Annotated in this window: 17 protein-coding genes, 1 pseudogene and 1 riboswitch; of the genes and pseudogenes, 5 read left to right on the forward strand and 13 right to left on the reverse strand. The window is 56.8% G+C overall.

The features are described 5' to 3' along the window. The first annotated feature begins 235 nt into the window (after positions 1 to 235). Complete coding sequence (gene prlC, locus DSD31_RS01350; RefSeq protein WP_113990792.1) at positions 236 to 2278, forward strand: oligopeptidase A; 2043 nt, start codon at positions 236 to 238, stop codon at positions 2276 to 2278. Between the two features lie 132 nt (positions 2279 to 2410). Then, positions 2411 to 3163: a 16S rRNA (guanine(1516)-N(2))-methyltransferase RsmJ gene (gene rsmJ / locus DSD31_RS01355; protein ID WP_015585567.1), complete on the forward strand. Its 753-nt coding sequence runs from the start codon at positions 2411 to 2413 to the stop codon at positions 3161 to 3163. Between the two features lie 105 nt (positions 3164 to 3268). Here the strand turns inward: rsmJ and DSD31_RS01360 are convergent, their stop codons facing one another. Further along, positions 3269 to 4471: an NAD(P)/FAD-dependent oxidoreductase gene (locus tag DSD31_RS01360; RefSeq protein WP_065907190.1), complete on the reverse strand. Its 1203-nt coding sequence runs from the start codon at positions 4469 to 4471 to the stop codon at positions 3269 to 3271. Between the two features lie 232 nt (positions 4472 to 4703). Here DSD31_RS01360 and DSD31_RS01365 point away from each other — a divergent pair, with 232 nt between their 5' ends. Beyond that, positions 4704 to 5207: an RrF2 family transcriptional regulator gene (locus DSD31_RS01365; protein WP_004868676.1), complete on the forward strand. Its 504-nt coding sequence runs from the start codon at positions 4704 to 4706 to the stop codon at positions 5205 to 5207. 36 nt (positions 5208 to 5243) lie between these two features. On the opposite strand, the pseudogene dtpB reads toward DSD31_RS01365, so the two are convergent. Beyond that, positions 5244 to 6715: pseudogene (dtpB, locus tag DSD31_RS01370) on the reverse strand (dipeptide/tripeptide permease DtpB). Between the two features lie 320 nt (positions 6716 to 7035). Beyond that, positions 7036 to 7473 carry a universal stress protein UspA gene (gene uspA / locus DSD31_RS01375; protein WP_004126268.1) on the reverse strand — a complete coding sequence of 146 codons (438 nt, stop codon included), beginning with the start codon at positions 7471 to 7473 and terminating at the stop codon, positions 7036 to 7038. A 379-nt stretch (positions 7474 to 7852) separates the two neighbouring features. Here uspA and uspB point away from each other — a divergent pair, with 379 nt between their 5' ends. Further along, on the forward strand, positions 7853 to 8188 hold the full coding sequence (gene uspB, locus DSD31_RS01380) for a universal stress protein UspB (RefSeq protein WP_004868671.1): 336 nt from the start codon (positions 7853 to 7855) through the stop codon (positions 8186 to 8188). Between the two features lie 43 nt (positions 8189 to 8231). Here the strand turns inward: uspB and DSD31_RS01385 are convergent, their stop codons facing one another. The 3 genes from DSD31_RS01385 to pitA all read right to left on the reverse strand — a co-directional run bounded on the left by DSD31_RS01385 (position 8232) and on the right by pitA (position 10679). Beyond that, positions 8232 to 8639: a hypothetical protein gene (locus DSD31_RS01385; protein ID WP_015585569.1), complete on the reverse strand. Its 408-nt coding sequence runs from the start codon at positions 8637 to 8639 to the stop codon at positions 8232 to 8234. Then, the gene (locus tag DSD31_RS01390) at positions 8617 to 8919 is read right to left on the reverse strand and encodes a polymorphic toxin type 44 domain-containing protein (RefSeq protein ID WP_077266782.1); all 303 of its coding nucleotides are present in this window, start codon (positions 8917 to 8919) and stop codon (positions 8617 to 8619) included. Before DSD31_RS01390 ends, DSD31_RS01385 begins: the two co-directional genes overlap by 23 nt. 260 nt (positions 8920 to 9179) lie before the next feature. Beyond that, positions 9180 to 10679, reverse strand: coding sequence for an inorganic phosphate transporter PitA (gene pitA, locus DSD31_RS01395; RefSeq protein WP_004868665.1), 1500 nt, complete (start codon positions 10677 to 10679; stop codon positions 9180 to 9182). A 230-nt stretch (positions 10680 to 10909) separates the two neighbouring features. Here pitA and DSD31_RS01400 point away from each other — a divergent pair, with 230 nt between their 5' ends. Then, a complete protein-coding gene (locus DSD31_RS01400; RefSeq protein ID WP_015585571.1) occupies positions 10910 to 12103 on the forward strand; it encodes a BaiN/RdsA family NAD(P)/FAD-dependent oxidoreductase in 1194 nt (397 codons plus the stop codon). Positions 12104 to 12146: 43 nt separating this feature from the next. On the opposite strand, the gene DSD31_RS01405 is transcribed toward DSD31_RS01400, so the two are convergent. The 7 genes from DSD31_RS01405 to nikA form a co-directional block, all read right to left on the reverse strand. Further along, entirely contained in the window at positions 12147 to 13160 is a 1014-nt protein-coding gene (locus DSD31_RS01405; protein WP_004868661.1) for a magnesium transporter, read from the reverse strand. Between the two features lie 57 nt (positions 13161 to 13217). Next, a riboswitch (M-box (ykoK) riboswitch) is annotated at positions 13218 to 13401 on the reverse strand. Between the two features lie 139 nt (positions 13402 to 13540). Then, on the reverse strand, positions 13541 to 13957 hold the full coding sequence (gene nikR / locus DSD31_RS01410) for a nickel-responsive transcriptional regulator NikR (RefSeq protein ID WP_004868659.1): 417 nt from the start codon (positions 13955 to 13957) through the stop codon (positions 13541 to 13543). After that, positions 13945 to 14736 (reverse strand): nickel import ATP-binding protein NikE, encoded by a 792-nt coding sequence (nikE, locus tag DSD31_RS01415; protein WP_032724994.1) that lies wholly within the window; start codon positions 14734 to 14736, stop codon positions 13945 to 13947. The genes nikR and nikE overlap by 13 nt, the downstream gene beginning before the upstream one ends. Further along, entirely contained in the window at positions 14733 to 15497 is a 765-nt protein-coding gene (nikD, locus tag DSD31_RS01420; RefSeq protein WP_015585572.1) for a nickel import ATP-binding protein NikD, read from the reverse strand. The genes nikE and nikD overlap by 4 nt, the downstream gene beginning before the upstream one ends. Then, complete coding sequence (gene nikC / locus DSD31_RS01425) at positions 15497 to 16330, reverse strand: nickel ABC transporter permease subunit NikC (RefSeq protein ID WP_015585573.1); 834 nt, start codon at positions 16328 to 16330, stop codon at positions 15497 to 15499. Before nikC ends, nikD begins: the two co-directional genes overlap by 1 nt. Further along, on the reverse strand, positions 16327 to 17271 hold the full coding sequence (gene nikB, locus DSD31_RS01430; RefSeq protein ID WP_004868652.1) for a nickel ABC transporter permease subunit NikB: 945 nt from the start codon (positions 17269 to 17271) through the stop codon (positions 16327 to 16329). The genes nikC and nikB overlap by 4 nt, the downstream gene beginning before the upstream one ends. Further along, the gene (gene nikA, locus DSD31_RS01435; RefSeq protein WP_064359711.1) at positions 17271 to 18839 is read right to left on the reverse strand and encodes a nickel ABC transporter substrate-binding protein; all 1569 of its coding nucleotides are present in this window, start codon (positions 18837 to 18839) and stop codon (positions 17271 to 17273) included. The genes nikB and nikA overlap by 1 nt, the downstream gene beginning before the upstream one ends. Positions 18840 to 18854: the final 15 nt, after the last annotated feature.

An 18854-nucleotide genomic window follows, 5' to 3' on the forward strand; every position in this document is an offset into this window, starting at 1 on the left:
GTGACCCGAAGGGTGAGCGAAGCGAATCAAATCCTCATGTACCAGGCGTAAGCTCCGGTTTCTCCGTGCTGTGCGGATTCAAACTGCCTGCGCCAATAACGCCCACTTATTGCAGCAATACCCGGCGTCTGGCACGGTGTGACATTGAAATTCCCGTCACGATCCCCCATTCTAGATCTCATGCTAAAGCGCCGGAACGCGCGCTTCATTCACCCTTTTCAACAGGACTGCGCATATGACCAATCCATTATTGACGCCTTTTTCATTGCCGCCTTTTTCTGCGATCAAGCCGGAACACGTCGTCCCTGCGGTTACCAAAGCGCTGGACGACTGTCGGGCCGCGGTAGAAAGCGTGGTCGCGCAAGGCGCGCCGTACAGCTGGGAAACGCTCTGCCAGCCGCTGGCTGAAGTGGATGATGTGCTGGGACGCATCTTCTCGCCGGTCAGTCATCTGAACTCGGTCAAGAACAGCCCCGAGCTGCGCGAAGCCTATGAACAAACGCTGCCGCTGTTGTCGGAATACAGCACCTGGGTCGGTCAACATGAAGGGTTGTATCAAGCCTATCGCGATCTGCGCGACGGTGACCATTACGCCACGCTGAACACCGCGCAGAAAAAAGCGGTGGATAACGCGCTGCGCGATTTTGAACTGTCGGGGATTGGCCTGGCGAAAGAGCAGCAGAAACGCTACGGCGAGATTGCCGCACGCCTGTCTGAGCTCGGCAACCAGTACAGCAACAACGTGCTCGACGCCACCATGGGCTGGAGCAAGCTGGTCACTGACGTCGCTGAGCTGTCCGGGATGCCGGAAAGCGCGCTGGCGGCAGCCCAGGCTCAGGCCCAGGCGAAAGAGCAGGAAGGCTATCTGCTGACGCTGGATATTCCGAGCTATCTGCCGGTGATGACCTACTGCGACAACCAGGGGCTGCGTGAGGAGCTGTATCGCGCCTACTCCACCCGCGCGTCGGACCAGGGGCCGAATGCCGGCAAATGGGACAACAGCCCGGTGATGGCAGAAATTCTCGCGCTGCGCCACGAGCTGGCCCAGCTGCTGGGCTTTGACAGCTATGCCTCCAAATCGCTGTCGACCAAAATGGCGGAGAACCCGCAGCAGGTGCTCGACTTCCTGACCGACCTGGCGAAACGCGCTCGTCCGCAGGGCGAGAAAGAGCTGGCTCAGCTGCGCGCCTTCGCAAAAGCGGAGTTCGGCGTCGACGAGCTGCAGCCGTGGGATATCGCGTACTACAGTGAAAAACAGAAGCAGCATCTCTACAGCATCAGCGATGAGCAGCTGCGCCCCTATTTCCCGGAAAACAAAGCCGTTAACGGCCTGTTTGAAGTGGTGAACCGCATTTACGGGATTAGCGCCAAAGAGCGTACCGATGTGGATGTCTGGCACCCGGAAGTGCGTTTCTTCGAGCTGTATGATGAGAACAACGAACTGCGCGGCAGCTTCTATCTCGATCTGTATGCTCGCGAGCACAAACGCGGCGGGGCGTGGATGGATGACTGCGTCGGGCAGATGCGCAAACTCGACGGCTCGTTGCAAAAGCCGGTGGCCTACCTGACCTGCAACTTTAACCGCCCGGTGAACGGCAAACCGGCGCTGTTTACTCACGATGAAGTGATCACGCTGTTCCACGAGTTTGGTCACGGTCTGCACCATATGCTGACCCGTATCGATGCCGCCGGCGTCTCCGGCATCAGCGGGGTGCCGTGGGATGCGGTCGAGCTGCCGAGCCAGTTTATGGAAAACTGGTGCTGGGAGCCGGAAGCGCTGGCATTTATCTCCGGCCACTATGAAACCGGTGAACCGCTGCCGCAGGCGCTGCTGGAAAAAATGCTGGCGGCGAAAAACTATCAGGCCGCGCTGTTCATTCTGCGTCAGCTGGAGTTCGGCCTGTTCGACTTCCGTCTGCATGCGGAGTACCAGCCGGAGCAAGGGGCGAAAATCCTCGAAACGCTGGCGGAAATCAAAAAGCAGGTCGCCGTGGTGCCAGGGCCGTCCTGGGGTCGTTTCCCACATGCCTTCAGCCATATTTTTGCCGGGGGCTATGCGGCAGGCTATTACAGCTATCTGTGGGCCGATGTCCTGGCGGCGGATGCTTTCTCGCGCTTTGAAGAAGAGGGGATTTTCAACCGTGAAACCGGCCAGTCGTTCCTCGATAACATCCTGAGCCGCGGCGGTTCCGAAGAGCCGATGGTGCTGTTCAAACGCTTCCGTGGACGCGAACCGCAGCTCGACGCGATGCTGGAGCATTACGGGATTAAGGGCTAATTTCCCCGTCATTCCTCAGGCTGCCTCTTTGGCAACGGCACTCACTCGCCCTGGCCGCATACTCTGTGCGTGGCCAGGGATTCGTTCTTTTGTTGTCTTGATGCAACGCGCATTCTTTAGGGTAAAGTGGACGTGAAAATCTGCTTAATTGATGAAACGGGCGCCGGAGACGGCGCCTTATCTGTTCTTGCCGCTCGCTGGGGCCTGACGCAGGATGATGACAACCTGATGGCGCTGGTTATGACCCGCGAACATCTGGAGCTGCGTAAACGCGATGAGCCAAAGCTCGGCGGGATCTTCGTTGATTTCGTCGGTGGGGCGATGGCCCACCGACGTAAATTTGGCGGCGGTCGCGGCGAGGCGGTGGCGAAAGCGGTGGGCGTTAAAGGCGACTATTTGCCGGATGTGGTGGATGCGACGGCAGGGCTGGGTCGCGATGCCTTCGTGCTGGCCTCGGTGGGCTGCCGGGTGCGCATGCTGGAACGTAACCCGGTAGTGGCGGCCCTGCTTGATGACGGGCTGGCTCGTGGCTACGCTGACCCGGAAATCGGCCCGTGGCTTCGGGAGCGTTTACAGCTGATTCACGCCTCCAGCCTGACGGCGCTGACGGACATTACGCCACGCCCGCAGGTGGTCTATCTTGACCCGATGTTCCCGCATAAGCAGAAAAGCGCGCTGGTGAAGAAAGAGATGCGCGTATTTCAGTCGCTGGTGGGGCCGGATCTGGATGCTGACGGACTGCTGGAGCCAGCGCGTCAGCTGGCGACCAAACGGGTGGTGGTGAAACGTCCGGATTACGCCCCGCCGCTGGCGGATGTCGCCACGCCGAACGCGGTGGTCACCAAAGGCCACCGCTTCGATATTTACGCCGGGACGCCCGAGTAACGCTTCAGCCACCATCGTTCCCCCGGATGGCGGCATACCTGCCTTATATCCGGGCGACCGTTCATCGCTCCGGTAAGCGCAGCGCAACCGGGGCGTTTCCTGGGTTCAGACAAACGGCGCCAGCGGGTCAGCAATCTCAAAGGCTACCGCTTTCTCAGCCTTCGGCGGATAGATAAGCTCGCTGACGATCGACACCTTCAGCTTTTTCGCTTCCTCCCGGGTCAGCTTCACCTGCTGATCCCACCCTTCGGTATAGACTGCACCCCAGGCGCCGAGATCGAGGCAGGTGACGTAGTTTTCCTGGCGATACGGCAACGGCGCGACATCCAGCAGACTTGCCGCTGCGTTGTTACCGGCAAATTTACCCAGCAAAATAGCGTGCTGACAGGTCATTAACGCATGGTTTCCCTTGTCATCGGTCGCCGCGTAGGCCACGTCGCCGGTGGCATAGATATCGTCATAGCCGACCACCTGAAGCGCCGTGTTCACATGCAGACGACCCAGGCGATCGCGAGGCGCTTCAATTTGTGCCGTCAGGCCGTTTGCCTGCACGCCAACCGTCCAGATAACGGTGCGGGATGCGATCTTCTGCCCGTCTTTAAGCATGACGCCATCGGCATCAATCCGCTCAACTTCAGTATTGACCCGCCATTCAACACCGAGCTCTGCGGAGGCCTGGACGATAACGTCGCGTAGCGCTTCGCTGTAACGCGATCCCGGCAGCGGACCGCGTTCAACTACGACTACTCTGGTCTTAGCATTCTCACCCAGAATCTCGCGCAGCCTGCCGGGTAACTCCATGGCCATCTCAATGCCGGTGAAGCCACCGCCGCAGACAACAACGGTATTGCGTGGCTCGCTATCGGCTTCGTGAGCCAGTGATTGCAGGTGCTGTTCCAGAACGCTGGCGCTCTCCAGCTGGTCGAGATCGAAGGCATAAGCATCGGCGCCGGCCACTAACGAACGGTTCACATGGCTGCCGCTGGCCAGGATTAACCGGTCGTAGCGCTTCTGCTGTGTTTCACCGTTGGTATCCGTCCAGACGACGGCTTTGCTGGCCGGAAGGAGCTGTGAAACGGTGCCGCGCAGGAAGTGCACGCCGGTAGCATCAAACAAAGGTTGCAGCGGCGCAATCAGCGTTGGTACCGCTTTCTCATAGAAGCGTGGACGCACGCGCAGCTCTGGCTGCGGCGCAATGACGGTGATATCCACGGCCTGATGTTGATATTGATCGGCCAGGCGGGCGGCGCTAAGCGCAGCCCACATTCCCGAAAAGCCGGCACCGACAACCAGAATTTGTTTACGCATGATGGTTTCACTCATTGTTAACGACGATATCTTTACTCGGATTTTATTTGTCGTAGTATTAGTTTGCAATGTGATTTGTGCTGCGGTCTGGGTTTTATCCCTTGATTTGCATTCATCGTGTTGATAAAAAACAAATTTAAATTTTTCATCTTAACTTGTTATTTTATCCTTCTGGCACGGTTGGGGCGAAAAAGCTACAATAACTCAGATTCTTTTTGGCTGAGATTAGAGCATGGCATTTTACAGTTCCGGAGTTGAATACGGCATCCATAGCCTGATGTGTATGGTGGATAGCAAAGGTGATGCCCGCGAGATGAGCGTGCGGGAAATTGCCGATCTGCAAAGCGTGCCCTACGACTATCTGGCCAAAATCTTCACCCGCCTGTCTAAAGCCGGTCTGGTACGCAGCATTGAGGGTAAGGGCGGCGGATTTCAGCTGGCAAAACCCGCCGAACAGATAACGGTCCTGGATGTGGTCAACGCCATCGATGGTGATAAGCGTATCTTTGAATGTCGTGAAATTCGCCAGCGGCTGGCGGTGTTTGACGCACAGCCGCCGGAATGGGCCTGCGAAGGGATCTGCGGCGTGCGCTCGGTGATGGATATGGCGCAGCAGCGAATGGAAGAGGCGCTAGGGCAACATACTATTCTGGACCTGGCGCGTAAGATGTATCGCAAAGCGCCGGACGAGTTTGTCATAGAAGTGCGGGACTGGATTGCCGCGCGGAAAGGGTAACCTCAGCGACACCCGCCGCTGAGGTTAAGCAGGTTATTATTTGTCGCTCGACGGCGTATTAATCATCCGGTTGAGCCACGGTACCAGCATCGCCATCACCAGGGTCACACCCAGCGTCACCAGACCAATCTTGCTAAACACGCCGGTATAAACCGGCAGGGTTTGCAGCGGGTCGGTGATATTGTCCGGCACGGCGGTGAAGGTGGCGACGTATCCCCCCATCAGGAAGGCGGCTGCCTGAGTCAGAAACCACATGCCCAGAATAAAGCCCATCAGATGCTGCGGCACCAGCGCGGCGACCATTGCCAGCCCCAGCGCGCTGATCAGCAGCTCTCCCAGACTCTGGAACAGATAAACCAGCACGATAAACCACGGCGACGTCAGCCCCTGAGCATCGGCAAACCAGATTCCCGCGGCGGCGGCGGTCAGGAAGCCCAGCGAACATAAAAACATGCCGAGGGTAAATTTCATCGGCATGGTGAGGTCTTTGCCTTTGTTGCCAAGGCGGGTATAAATCGCCGCCAGCACCGGACTGGCCACCACCACCCAGAACGGGTTCAGGGCCTGGAAGCTGACCGGGTTAATGGTCATGCCGAGGATCTCGTGGTGAACGTTATTGATGGCGAAGAAGTTTAGCGATGTCGGCATCTGCGCGTACAGAATGTAGAACAGCACCGCTTCCAGCATCAGGATAAAGGCGACAAACATTTTGTTGCGCCCGGTTTTATCCAGTCTGAAGGCTTCGCGGAAGAAGAAAATAATCACGATGACAGAGAGGACAATCAGCACCAGGTTAGCGATTTTGACGTTATGCATCAGCCAGGCGCAAAGGAACACCATTGCCACCGTGCCGACCAGCACGTACAGCAGATTGCGCACAACAAGCGGCCGATGATCCGGCTCTGAACCGATATCTTTCACCATTCCACGGCAGGCGAAATAGACCAGCAGGGCGATAATCAGCCCCACGCCGCACAGGTTATAGGTTACGGCATAGCCAAATTTTTCCGCGATCACCGGCGCCAGAGAGAGCGACAGCAGCGAGCCGATATTAATCGACATATAAAACAGGGTGAATGCGCCGTCGAGACGGGCATCTTTGGGTGGATAGCACTTTGACAGCAGGCTGGCGGGATTGGCTTTAAATAGCCCGTTACCGACGGCAATCGTCCCGAGGGCGATAAAAATCAGGTCGGGTTTAAGTAGCGACAGCCCGGTCATGAAGTAGCCCAGCGCCAGCACCACGGCCCCAAGAACCAGCGTGCGTTTGGTGCCGAGTAGGTGGTCGCCAACATAGCCGCCGATGGAGATCAGCCCATAAACCAGCGCGGCAAAGGCGCCAAAGGTAATAAACGCTTGTTCCTGAGAAAATCCAAGTTGTTTAACAAAAAAGACCGCCAGGATCCCCTGGACGCCGTAATAACCAAATCGCTCCCATAATTCCACAAAAAAATCATGAAGAACGGACGAGGTTGCTGCAACAGCCCCGTAGGTGCAGTAGTTTTCATATTCCTTCGCCTTGTAGTGCAATCCCAAAAAAGTATGAACGCGTATGCCAGAACGCGCTGAAAAAGTATGATGAAGCGCAATGATGCGGCTATTGGCTTTGTGAGTAGATTATTATATAGATTATTTTTCTAATAATTGGTTGATCACACTAATAGTTAATAAATATTCGGTTTGATATCCTGGCGGTAAAGGCGGGTTAGTTATATTTGCATCGGCCAATGGACGCAGGCAATGGGCGCTGGCAAATAGGCCCTTCGTAAAAAACAACAACGCCCGCAAAGGCGGGCGCTGGCATTCTGATGGTTAACCGCGCGAACGGTTATTCGTCTTCTTCATCGCGCAGCGGCACAATCAGCATATCGACGTGAACGGTGTTGATGAGCTGACGTGCGGAAGACATCAGCTTGCTCCAGAAATCCTGATGGTGACCGCAGACCACCAGGTCCATATCGTATTTTTTAATTGCATCAACCAGCACCTGGCCGAGATCGCCGCTGCCGCTCAGGGTTTCGGTAATCGGATAGCCCGCATTGGTAGACAGCTCGCTCAGCGCGTGGTGCGTCTCTTCGGAAATCCGTTTCTGCATGTCGCCCAGGTTGACATCGATCAGACCGGTGTACAGGTCAGAGTAATTAACATCCACGTGAATCAGAGAGACTTTGGCATTATAAGGACGCGCCATAGAAACGGCTTTCTCTACCAGAACCTTGCTTTCCGGGGAGAGGTCTACTGCAATAAGAATATGTTTGTAAGCCATAGTGTTACTCCTTCCATAAGTTGTCGATGACCATTGGACCAGACAGCTGGTGCTGCCGCTTCGCCCGCGTCCTGCGTGCTAATCCGCGGGGGTTCAGCCCTTTAAGGACTTAATTGTAGAAGATATTTCTACCTTATAGCGCCCCTCGCGCTCCGTCAATGCACCTGGTTCACCAAAAGTTAAACAAATATATTCATCTTACGTATTGATAACGATTAACCTTGTGGTAAAAAAATTGACTGATCTCCTACACTATTTAATGAGCCGATCGGATAAATAAACGTGATCGGAATCGCACTCTCATATTGTATGTTGGGTTGGGTATTGGGAAGCGCTAGCTCCGGAGATGTCTCCGAGGGCGGGTCGCCGGGGAGGACGTATGATCAGCACTATTGCGCTGTTTTGGGCCCTGTGTATCGTTTGTGTGGTGAATATGGCACGCTACTTCTCATCATTGCGTGCATTATTGGTTGTGCTACGTGGTTGCGATCCCTTGCTTTATCAATATGTTGATGGCGGAGGCTTTTTTACTTCGCATGGGCAGCCGGGCAAACAGGTGCGCCTGGTCTGGTACATTTATGCCCAACGTTATCGCGATCATCACGATGATGAGTTTATTCGTCGCTGCGAGCGGGTACGGCGGCAGTTTATTCTGACCAGCGCCCTGTGTGGTCTGGTGGTGGTGAGTCTGATCGCATTGATGATTTGGCACTGAGCATAAGAAAGGCGAGGCGAGTCTCGCCTTCTTTGCATCGGGGTCAGGGCTTAACTGAGAATCTAAGGTCTGAGATATTGTCCTGGAGTGAGATAACCTTCCCGCTGTAAGAGAGGTTCACTTCCCCGTTTTTATCTATGCCGGCACTCGTAAGACTCCCTGTCCCCTCAATCACCGGGCTCTTCTGCGTAAGCTGCTGGATAATTTCTGTATTGTCCCCTGCTATCTCATGCGACAGATAGTAACGATAGATTGTAGGCACCGTTGCGCCACCTCGGTTGTTAACGGTCATGTAGAGCCAAACGCCGTCAGACAATTTATAAACACGCTGGAGCTCATCGCTCTTTCGCGGATCGGGATGGTGGTTTAGCCACACAAATCCGACGATCAGGGCCAGAAGTGCCAGCGTAACAAGCCGATGGATCCATCTAATAGCCGTTCTGAATGGCATAATCTATCCCTTCTCTGATATTGCGCTGATCCGTAGGGGCATCTCCATAGGGAGGTTTTTCATACCATTTCCCCCATTCGGGTTTTGAGGTTCCCGCACGATCCTGCGCCCAACCTGCGCCCATAAGAAGAATGTTTGCAGGAATACCTGCGGCGGTGCCGGTAGCCCCAAAATTGAAATTACCGAACGCGGCGAAATACGGGGCGAATTTTTTATCATCCCACGGGCCGCCATTTCTGACTTTTTGATAAAACCAGTAGTACGTTGATGGGGTAGCCATATTACGTGACATTCCTTGACGGCGTGCTTCACGCATATTGCCCGCTATAACGATTGAACCAGGTCCTGGGATGGGGACAGAAGCCATACATTCTCCGCTGTGAGGTATTTTATCCTGGCCGGGATGATATTTTTTTTCCTCCATGTTTTTGAACAAAAAATGTTCAGATTTTCCTCATGCCAGAAAAAGATTAAGTAAAACAACGGACATAAAAAAAGCGGGTCAGTTTCCTGACCCGCTTTTTTGTCGCTTTCAGCTTCTTAGATAATCTTCAGCGCTATCCAGTACAGCCCGCCGGACAGCAGAATCGCCGCCGGGAGAGTAAGCACCCACGCCATCAGAATACTGGTGACGGTCTTTCTCTGCAGGCCGCCGCCATCGACGAGCATCGTCCCCGCTACGGAGGAGGAGAGCACGTGGGTGGTGGAAACCGGCATACCGGTGTAACTCGCCAGACCAATCGAAACCGCCGCGGTCATCTGGGCAGACATACCTTGTGCGTAGGTCATACCTTTCTTACCGATCTTTTCACCGATAGTGGTCGCCACGCGACGCCAGCCGATCATCGTGCCGATACCCAGCGCCAGCGCCACGGCCATAATGATCCAGATTGGCGCGTACTCGATGGTGCTCAGCATATCGGTTTTCAGTTTCTTCAGCAGGCGCTGATCGTCAGCATTCACTTCCGGTAACTTCGCGACTTTATCGGTGGTGTCGGAAATGCACAGCATGATGCGACGCAGCTGACTACGCTGATCAATGGAGAGCGAGTCGTAGCTTTCAATACCGGTCAGCGCCGTCTTCACGCGATTCAGCGCGTTGATGGTATTCGCCGGATGGCAATGGAACTCACCGCCGCTGGCGGCCGTCCCGGCCTCCGGAGACGGAATCAGCTGGTCAACGCCGGTGGCCTTTTTCAACAGCTCAGGGCGCTGTTCGAAGAAGGTTTCCACGTTGTTCACCGCATCGCGGGTCCGGGTTATCTCATAGCCGGAGGCATTCATGTTAACCACGAAACCAGCCGGCGCCACGCCGATCAGCACCAGCATGACCAGACCAATGCCTTTCTGGCCGTCGTTAGCACCGTGCGAGAACGATACGCCAATGGCGGACAGAATCAGGGCAATACGGGTCCAGAACGGCGGCTTTTTCTTACCGTCTTTCTTTTCACGTTCTGCAGGCGTCAGGTGAATACGGGCGCGTTTTTTGGTACCGCTCCAGTAACGACGCAAAATGAAAATCAGGCCGCCAGCGACCACCAGACCAACAATCGGTGAGATGATAAGTGAGCCAAAAATACCGATGACTTTCGGGATATTCAACGCGTCGACCACGGACGTGCCGGTCATCAGCGCATTGGTTAAACCAATACCGATGATAGCGCCGATCAGCGTGTGCGAGCTGGAGGCCGGAAGGCCAAAATACCAGGTACCGAGGTTCCAGATAATCGCTGCCAGCAGCATAGAGAACACCATGGCGAGGCCATGTGCGGAACCCATGTTAAGCAGCAGGTCGGTCGGCAGCATATGCACGATGGCATAAGCGACGCTGAGACCACCCAACAGAACGCCGAAGAAGTTGAAGAGGGCCGCCATCGCAACCGCAAGTTGTGACCGCATTGCGCGTGTGTAAATCACAGTAGCAACAGCGTTTGCGGTATCATGAAAACCGTTAATCGCTTCGTAAAACAGCACGAAAGCTAAAGCAAGCAATAGTAATAGCCCGGTATGTAAATCCAGACCGGCAAATAAATGTAGCATAGGACGTTACGCCATTTTGAGGACATGAACGCGGCGCATTATCAGTGACTTTAGCGGCGCGGGCAAAGTGAAATATAGACTTTTTTTGATTTTCTTCCTGTCTGGATTTTACCTGCTTGAGAGTAATCCTATATCTTTCAATGATGTACATGAATACATCGATTTTCGTGCTGGTGCGACCAGCGTGAAAAATTTACAATTCCCGACAATCGGGATATGAGGAAAGTTGTGTGGAAAGGTTTGATGCCATTGTAATTGGCGCCGGAGCGGCGGGAATGTTTTGTGCAGCGCAGGCGGGCCAGGCGGGGCTGCGCGTGCTGTTGCTGGATAATGGCAAAAAGCCAGGCCGTAAAATCCTGATGTCCGGCGGCGGTCGCTGCAACTTTACCAATATGTATATTGAGCCGGCCGCTTATCTCAGCCTGAACCCGCATTTTTGCAAATCTGCGCTGGCGCGTTATACCCAGTGGGATTTTATCGAACTGGTGGGCAAACACGGTATTGCCTGGCATGAGAAGACCCTCGGCCAGCTGTTTTGTGATGATTCCGCAGAGCAAATCGTCAACCTGCTGCTGGCGGAATGTGACAAGGGCGGCGTGCAAATTCGCCTGCGTAGCGAAATTATCAGCGTAGAACGCGATGATGAAGGCTACAGACTGCAACTTAATGGCGACGAGGTGGCGGCGAAAAAACTGGTGGTCGCCTCCGGCGGCCTGTCGATGCCCGGACTGGGGGCATCGCCGTTCGGCTATAAACTTGCCGAGCAGTTTGGTCTCAAGGTGCTGCCGACCCGTGCGGGGCTGGTGCCCTTTACTCTGCATAAACCGCTGCTTGAGCAGCTGCAGGTGCTCTCGGGCGTTTCGGTGCCATCAACCATTACCGCACAGGACGGCACGGTGTTCCGCGAGAATCTGCTGTTTACCCACCGCGGGCTCTCCGGGCCGGCGGTACTGCAGATTTCCAGCTACTGGCAGCCGGGCGAGTTTGTCACCATCAACCTGCTGCCTGATTGCCATCTTGATGATTTCCTTAACGAGCAGCGGAGCGAACATCCGAATCAAAGCCTGAAAAACACCCTCGCTATGCAGCTACCGAAGCGGCTGGTGGAGTGCCTGCAGCAGCTGGGGCAAATTCCGGACGTCACGCTAAAACAGCTCAACGTGCGCGAGCAGGAAATGCTGGTGGAGACGCTGACCGCCTGGCGCGTGCAGCCCAACGGCACCGAAGGCTACCGTACGGCGGAGGTGACCCTCGGCGGCGTAGATACGCACGAACTGTCGTCGCGGACCATGGAAGCACGCAAGGTGCCGGGGCTCTATTTTATCGGTGAAGTGATGGATGTGACCGGCTGGCTGGGAGGGTACAACTTCCAGTGGGCATGGTCTTCTGCCTGGGCCTGCGCCCAGGCGCTGGTAGAAGCGTAAGACAGGGGCAGCTTCTCTGCTACGGGAAGCTGCCCTCGGTTTATCAGTTCAGACCAAGAAAGTGCTGGGCGATTTTGAAGTAGATAATCAGCCCGGTGCCATCAATCAGCGTGGCGATAAACGGCGCGGAAACGACCGCCGGGTCGATGCCCACGCGTTTAAGCGTCAGAGGGATCACTGACGAGACCACCGCGCTCCACAGCGTAATGCAGACCAGCGTCAGGCTGACAATCAGAGTGATCTCCATGCCGATGCCCATCATCCAGGCGCGCAGGCAGCCCGCCAGACCGAGAGTGAGGGCAATCAGCAGCGACGTCGTCATCTCTTTACGAATCACCCGGCCCATATCGCGCAGGCGTACTTCCCCGAGCGCCATGGAACGGACCAGCGTGGAGGTGATCTGCGTACCGCTGTTACCGCCGGTGCCGATCAGCAACGGAATAAAGAAGGCCAGCGCAATGGCGGATTCCAGCGCCTCTTCAAAATGTTGAATGACGCTGCTGGTGTAGGCTTCTGCCACGAACAGCAGCAATAACCACACCGAACGTTTCTTCCACAGCGTCCACGGGCTGATCTCCAGATAGGGCTTCTCCAGCGGGAGCGTTGCGCCCTGGCGATGCACATCTTCGGTGACGTCGTCTTCCAGCAGATGGGCAATCTCTTTCTCCATCAGGCAGCCAACCAGCTCACCTTTTTCAACCACCGGCACCAGGTCGAGTCCGCGTTCGCTCAGTTCGGCGACCACCTCCTGACGCTCATCATCGGGTTTCACGCGGAACAGGCAGCTGTCCATCAGATAGCGAATGGATTGCGCCGTATCGCTCTCCTGAAGCAGCTTTTTAATGGATAAACTGCCGCGCAGCTTCTTTCCGGCCACCACAAAGACCTGACCCGGAATATCATCGCTGGTGAGTTGCGAGACAAAGAGTTCCCGCGCTTCATAGACGCTGAGGTGCTCGGGCAGAGTGATAAAATCGGTACGCATGTACTGGGCGATCGCATCGCCGTCGAAGGCGGAAGTGGCCAGGTGCGCGGCGCAGTGTTGCATTGAAGACATGGTGTAATTCCCTATAAAAAAATCACTCATAGGGGCGAACAAGACAGGATGAGCACAGGCAGATCCCTACGTCCTGGTTTTAGCACTGCACAACGTATCTGTCCGGCATGAACGCCGTCAGAAGTTACCTTGGCAACACCTTGATTCGATGGATGCCTGTATTTCCCTGAGTGGTCTCTCTCGATACCAGCAGGGCGGTAACTTGTATTTGTGCAGGAGCCTCGCCATAACGAGATCGTTAAATGAGCGGCCATTATAGGAAGGTAGACAAGTTGTGAAAGCGTATAATTTACGTGGTTTATCAACGGTTGATAAACCACGTAAAATTGGTCGGTTTTCCGGGCTATACGTCGAATGGCATTGCCTCCATTATCGGCGGGTCAGTCGTGCGAACCCTCGTCTTGCGCGGTTAAGCAGTGCAGATGCCCGTGACGTACGCCGCGCTGGGCAATCACCTCATCGGCAAAATGCCGCACCTCGCCCATTTCACCTTTAAGGACGGCAATCTCCAGACAGTCATCATGGCTGATATGCACGTGCAGCGTCGCAACGGACAGATCGTGATGGTGATGCTGCGTGGCGATCAGTCGGCTTGCCAGCTCGCGTTTTTCATGTTCATAGACATAGGAAAGCACCGCGTAACCGCGCTGTTCGGGCTGTTGCGCATGCTCATGCATCAACGAATTGCGCAAGATATCGCGCACCGCCTCCGAACGGTTGTGGTACCCGCGCTGGGCGCTCAGCGCGTCCAGGGTCGCCAGAAGATCGTCATCAAGAGTCAGGGTTACGCGCTGCATGGTCGTTTCTCTATGGCAAGGGAAGGTGGAAAAGCGGGAAGGACCGCACGCTGGAGTGTCCGGCCCGCCATTGACTGAAGACGCAGCGGTGTGTTGACCGCCGTGGTTTCCAGAATCTGCCCGCTCTCCATCACCATCACCCGCTGACAAAAGCGCTCGACCAGCCGCAGATCGTGGGTGATAAACAGGCAGGCGGTAGAAAACTGTACCTGCAGACGCTTCAGCAGCGCAACGATCTCCGCCTGTAAAACGAGATCAAGATTCGAAACGGCCTCATCGAGGATCAGTAAGGGGGGACGCACAACCAGCGCCCGGGCCAGGCAGACCCGCTGCAGCTGCCCGCCGCTGAGCTGGTGCGGGCGTTTGTCGAGCAGGTGTGGAGAAAGGTCCACCGCCTGCATCATCGCTTCGACCCGCGCCTGGCGCTCATCGCGCGCGAAGCGGAACAGATGGCGCAGCGGCTCGCTGATGATCTCATTCACCGTTTTGCGCGGGTTCACCGCGCTTTGTGCATCCTGGAAAACCAGCTGGATATCGCGACGAAATGCCCGCTGCGCGTCGCCTTTTAACGTCTGAATCGGCGTTCCGCGCCAGGTTATCTCGCCGTGATCCGGTGTTTCAAGGCCGACCAGCATCCTCGCCAGGGTGCTTTTACCGCAGCCGCTGCGTCCGAGCAGCGCCACCGTTTCACCCGCCTGGATACTCAGGCTGACGTCGCGCAGCACGCCCGGATGGTGCGGGTAATCGTGGCTGACGTCGGTCACGTTCAGTAGGTTCATCCTGCAAACTCCATTCCGTACAGCGCCAGGTGTGCCGCCAGCAGCCGTTGACTGACCGGATGCTGCGGCGCGCTGAACAAGGTGTTGACGTCGCAACGCTCGACGATGCGCCCGTGGTCCATCACCGCGACCTCATGCGCCAGCCGCGCCACCACGCCCATGTCGTGAGTGACCAGCAGCAGGCCCTGGCCGCGGCTGGAGACAATCTCTTCCAGCAGATCCAGAATGCGCCCCTGCGCCACGGCATCGAGGTCGGTGGTAGGTTCATCGGCGAAGATAAAGGGGGCTTTACTCAGCAGGGCGAGGGCGATCATCATTCGCTGCAACATCCCGCCGCTCATCTCGAAGGGATAGCGTTTCAGGAGCTGAGACGGGTTTTCCAGACCGACGGCGGTCATGGCGGCAATAAGCGCCGCCTCATCCGCGGGCTGGCCGGTGGCGCGGCAGGTTTCCCGCGCGTGAGTTGCCATCGTATACAGCGGATTAAAGGCGCTGCGCGGATTCTGCATAATCGTGGCGACGGTACCGCCCCGCAGCTGTTCGCCGTGCACCGGAATGCCGTCCAGCAGCAGACGCCCGGCGGTTTGCCGGACACCGGGAGGCAGAACGCCAAGCGCTGCGGCGCAGGTCAGCGATTTTCCGCAACCGCTGCTACCCAGCAGGGCCAGCACCTGCCCGCGACGCAGGGTCAGCGACAGCTCCGTCACCAGCGGGCGGCCGGCGCACAGCGTCAATTGTTCTAACTGGATCTTTTGCGGCATCAGTGGCTGTGCTCCGCGATTAGGTGAGGATCGAGACGATCGCGCAGCGCGTCGCCCACCAGGTTAAAGGCCATCACGCTGATAAACAGCGCCAGGCCGGGCCACAGCATCTGTAGCGGCTGGGTCCAGATAAACTGCCGCGCATCGTTAATCATTACCCCCCATTCCGCCGTGGGGGCGCTGACGCCAAGACCGAGGAACGACATCCCGGCGACGTGCAGCATCATATGACCGATATCGAGGGTGGCGAGAACCAGCAGCGAGGGCACCACCGCGCCGGCCAGGTGATCGAGGAAAAGCCGCCAGCGATTTGCGCCGCTCAGCCGCGCGGCGAGAATAAACTCGCGCTGGCGCAGGGATACCACCAGGCTACGAACCATGCGCGCGTACCAGGCCCAGTGAGACAGGGCGATAGCGATAATCACGTTGGTCAACCCGGTCCCCAGCACGCCGACCATAAAAAACGACAGAATAGAGGTAGGAAAGGTCATAAACATATCGGCCACCCGCATGGTGAGCTGATCGACGCGCCCGCCCATGAGTCCGGCACAGCCGCCAACGAGAAGCCCCAGCGCCAGAACCAGCAGTAAACAGGCCATCACCGCCCCCAGTGACACCCGGGTCGCCGCCAGCAGACGGGAGAAAATATCGCGGCCAAGATGGTCGGTCCCCAGCCAGTGCTGGCCGTCAGGTGGCAGCAGACGGGAAGGTAAATCAATGGCCTGCGGATCGTACGGTAGCCACCACTGGCTGGTGAGCGCCACCAGCATCAGCAGAACGATAATGACCAGCGCCGCGCGCACCGAACCGCGCGCTGAGAAGAAAAAGCTCATGAGTGCGCTCCTTCATGACGACGAATACGCGGGTCCAGCGCGGCATTGACCAGATCGACCGCCAGATTGCACAGGGCGAATACCACCACCATGATAAGCGTAAAGCATTGAATCACAGGATAATCACGGTTAAAAATGGCCGAAACGGCATAGCGCCCGACGCCCGGCCAGGCAAAGATATTTTCGATGATCATCGTCCCGCCGATCAGTTCGCCAATGTGCATTCCTACGGCGGTAATCATCGGTAGCGAGGCGTTGCGCAGAATGTGACGACGTTCGATTTGCCTGGCATTCAGGCCGCGCAGGCGAGCCCAGGTGACATGGCGCTGTCCGGCGACTTCCAGCATGCTGGCGCGCAGGAGGCGGGCGTTAATCGCCAGCGACATAAACGCAATCGACACGGCCGGCAGGACGATATGCTGCCAGCTGCCGTAGCCCAGAGCTGGCAGCCACTGTAAATAGACCGAGAAGAACAGCACCAGCAAAAAGGCGAGCCAGAAGTTAGGCATCGACACGCCAAGAAAGGCGATGAGCCGCACGATGAAATCCGGCAAATGCTCGCGGTGACGCGCGGCCCAGATACCCAGCGGTACGGAGGTCAGCAGGATCAGCACCAGCGCCGCGCCCGCCAGCTGCAGCGTTGCGGGCAGGAAGCGCAGCACATCGTCAAGCACCGGACGCTGGGTGGCAAATGATACGCCAAAATCGAGATGTAGCGCCCGCCAGAGCCAGCGGCCGTACTGGACGACGAGCGGCTGATCCAATCCGAGCATCGTCCGCGTAGAGGCCACCATATCCGGCGTGGGCGGCAGGTTTGAAAGCCGCAGATAGTCGAGCGCCGGGTCACCGGTGCCGAGGCGAAGCATCAGGAAGATAATCACCGAGGCGGCAAAAATCATCGGAACCATCAGCAGTATGCGTCGCAGCAGATAACGTTGCATCAGGGATTCACCGGCTGGATCTGTTCGAACGGAATTTCAGCGGTAACCGCTGCGTAAGGAATCGCTCCCAGCTCGGGTTTCGCCACCACCATCATTGAGATATAGCTGACGGGCAGATAGACCGCGTCGTTGTGCAGACGGGTGAGAATATCGCGATACAGCGCCTGACGTTGCGCATCGTCGCTGGTGGTCAGAACCTGGCCAATCTCTTTATCAATCAGCTGCTTGTCCGCTAGCCCTTGCTGCGCCTGGTAATCGGCATGCGAGGGGACGCGCATTGAGCTCATAAAAGCGTGCGGGTCGTACGGCGCGCCCCAGGTACGGTTAAAAATCATGCCAAAGCGGCCGTCGCGCTGGCGGGCGTAAATGCTGCTCTCCTCTTCGCCAACCAGCGCCACATCCACCCCGACCTGGCGCATATCCGCCTGGATTATCTCCGCCATCGACTTACTCAGGGCATCGGTACCGATAAACGACAGTTCGATGTGCAGCGGCTGGCCATTCTTCTCGCGAATCGCTTTGCCCGCGGGCCTGACCCAACCGGCCTTTTCCAGCATGGCGTTGGCCTGCTGTGGGTCGTAGTGGCGCGGTTTCAGGCCAATATTGGCGTATGGCACGGAAGGGGCGAAAAGCGTGTCGGCCACCTGCTGCGTACCGTACAGCGCATTGTCGATCAGCGATTTTTTGTTCACCGCGTAATTCAGCGCTTCACGCACCGCCAGTTCGTTCGTGGGAGCTCTGGCGGAGTTCAGGGCCAGCATCACCGTTTCGACAGGCTGAGAGAGCTGGGTACGCCAGGCCGGGTTATGGCTGAAACGAGCGAAGGTATCCAGCGGCAGCAGGCCTTCGTTGCCGTAAAGCAGATCGATATCGCCGGTTTCAAAAGCGACGGCGCGGGTCATCGGGTCCGGAATCACTTTCACGGTCACCTGGCGGATCGCCGGTTTGTTACCCCAGTAGCGGTCGTTACGTACCAGCACATCATACTGGTTGAGCTGCGAGGTTTTCAGCACCCAGGGGCCGGTGCCGATCGGCGCTTTGATACCGTGCAGTGTTCCCCCTTCAACAAATTGCGAAGGGGCGATAAAACGGAACGGGCGCGGCAGCGCCAGCTCCTGCAAGAAAGGGTAGTAGGCGCTTTTGAGCGTAATCTGCAGCTGCGTATCGCTGAGCGCCCGTACGTCGGTAATCTGGTTGGTCAGCTCCAGCCAGGCATGGCGCTGCCGGTTAGCCAGCACCGCCTGGAAGTTGGCGACCGCGGCCTGCGCATTGAACGGCTCGCCGTTAGAAAACTGCACATCGTTACGCAGGGTAAAGAGCCACACTTTCCCGTCTGCAGAGTGGCTCCAGCTGCTCGCCAGCCACGGCTTGACCGAACCATCCTGCTGATATTTGACCAGCGGCTCGTAGACCATGCTTTGGGCAAACATTTGGTTGGGGGTATACAGATGCGGATTCAGCGGACCCACGTTCACCGGCCAGGCGGTGGTGATGTCGTATGAAGCGGCGGCGGTCAGCAGAGGTGCGCAGGCGAGAAGCGCCAGCAGCGTGGTGCGGAAAATAGACAAGGTCTTTATCTCAAC

This window comes from Klebsiella sp. X13, assembly GCF_003323835.1.
GTDB classification, from domain to species: Bacteria; Pseudomonadota; Gammaproteobacteria; order Enterobacterales; family Enterobacteriaceae; genus Klebsiella; species Klebsiella ornithinolytica.

Coding starts and splice junctions, on each gene's coding strand:
- prlC (WP_113990792.1), top strand. CDS start 236: ATGACCAATCCATTATTGACGCCTTTTTCATTGCCGCCTTTTTCTGCG.
- DSD31_RS01360 (WP_065907190.1), bottom strand. CDS start 4,471: ATGCGTAAACAAATTCTGGTTGTCGGTGCCGGCTTTTCGGGAATGTGG.
- DSD31_RS01365 (WP_004868676.1), top strand. CDS start 4,704: ATGGCATTTTACAGTTCCGGAGTTGAATACGGCATCCATAGCCTGATG.
- uspA (WP_004126268.1), bottom strand. CDS start 7,473: ATGGCTTACAAACATATTCTTATTGCAGTAGACCTCTCCCCGGAAAGC.
- uspB (WP_004868671.1), top strand. CDS start 7,853: ATGATCAGCACTATTGCGCTGTTTTGGGCCCTGTGTATCGTTTGTGTG.
- DSD31_RS01385 (WP_015585569.1), bottom strand. CDS start 8,639: ATGCCATTCAGAACGGCTATTAGATGGATCCATCGGCTTGTTACGCTG.
- DSD31_RS01390 (WP_077266782.1), bottom strand. CDS start 8,919: ATGGCTACCCCATCAACGTACTACTGGTTTTATCAAAAAGTCAGAAAT.
- pitA (WP_004868665.1), bottom strand. CDS start 10,679: ATGCTACATTTATTTGCCGGTCTGGATTTACATACCGGGCTATTACTA.
- DSD31_RS01405 (WP_004868661.1), bottom strand. CDS start 13,160: ATGTCTTCAATGCAACACTGCGCCGCGCACCTGGCCACTTCCGCCTTC.
- nikR (WP_004868659.1), bottom strand. CDS start 13,957: ATGCAGCGCGTAACCCTGACTCTTGATGACGATCTTCTGGCGACCCTG.
- nikE (WP_032724994.1), bottom strand. CDS start 14,736: ATGAACCTACTGAACGTGACCGACGTCAGCCACGATTACCCGCACCAT.
- nikD (WP_015585572.1), bottom strand. CDS start 15,497: ATGCCGCAAAAGATCCAGTTAGAACAATTGACGCTGTGCGCCGGCCGC.
- nikC (WP_015585573.1), bottom strand. CDS start 16,330: ATGAGCTTTTTCTTCTCAGCGCGCGGTTCGGTGCGCGCGGCGCTGGTC.
- nikB (WP_004868652.1), bottom strand. CDS start 17,271: ATGCAACGTTATCTGCTGCGACGCATACTGCTGATGGTTCCGATGATT.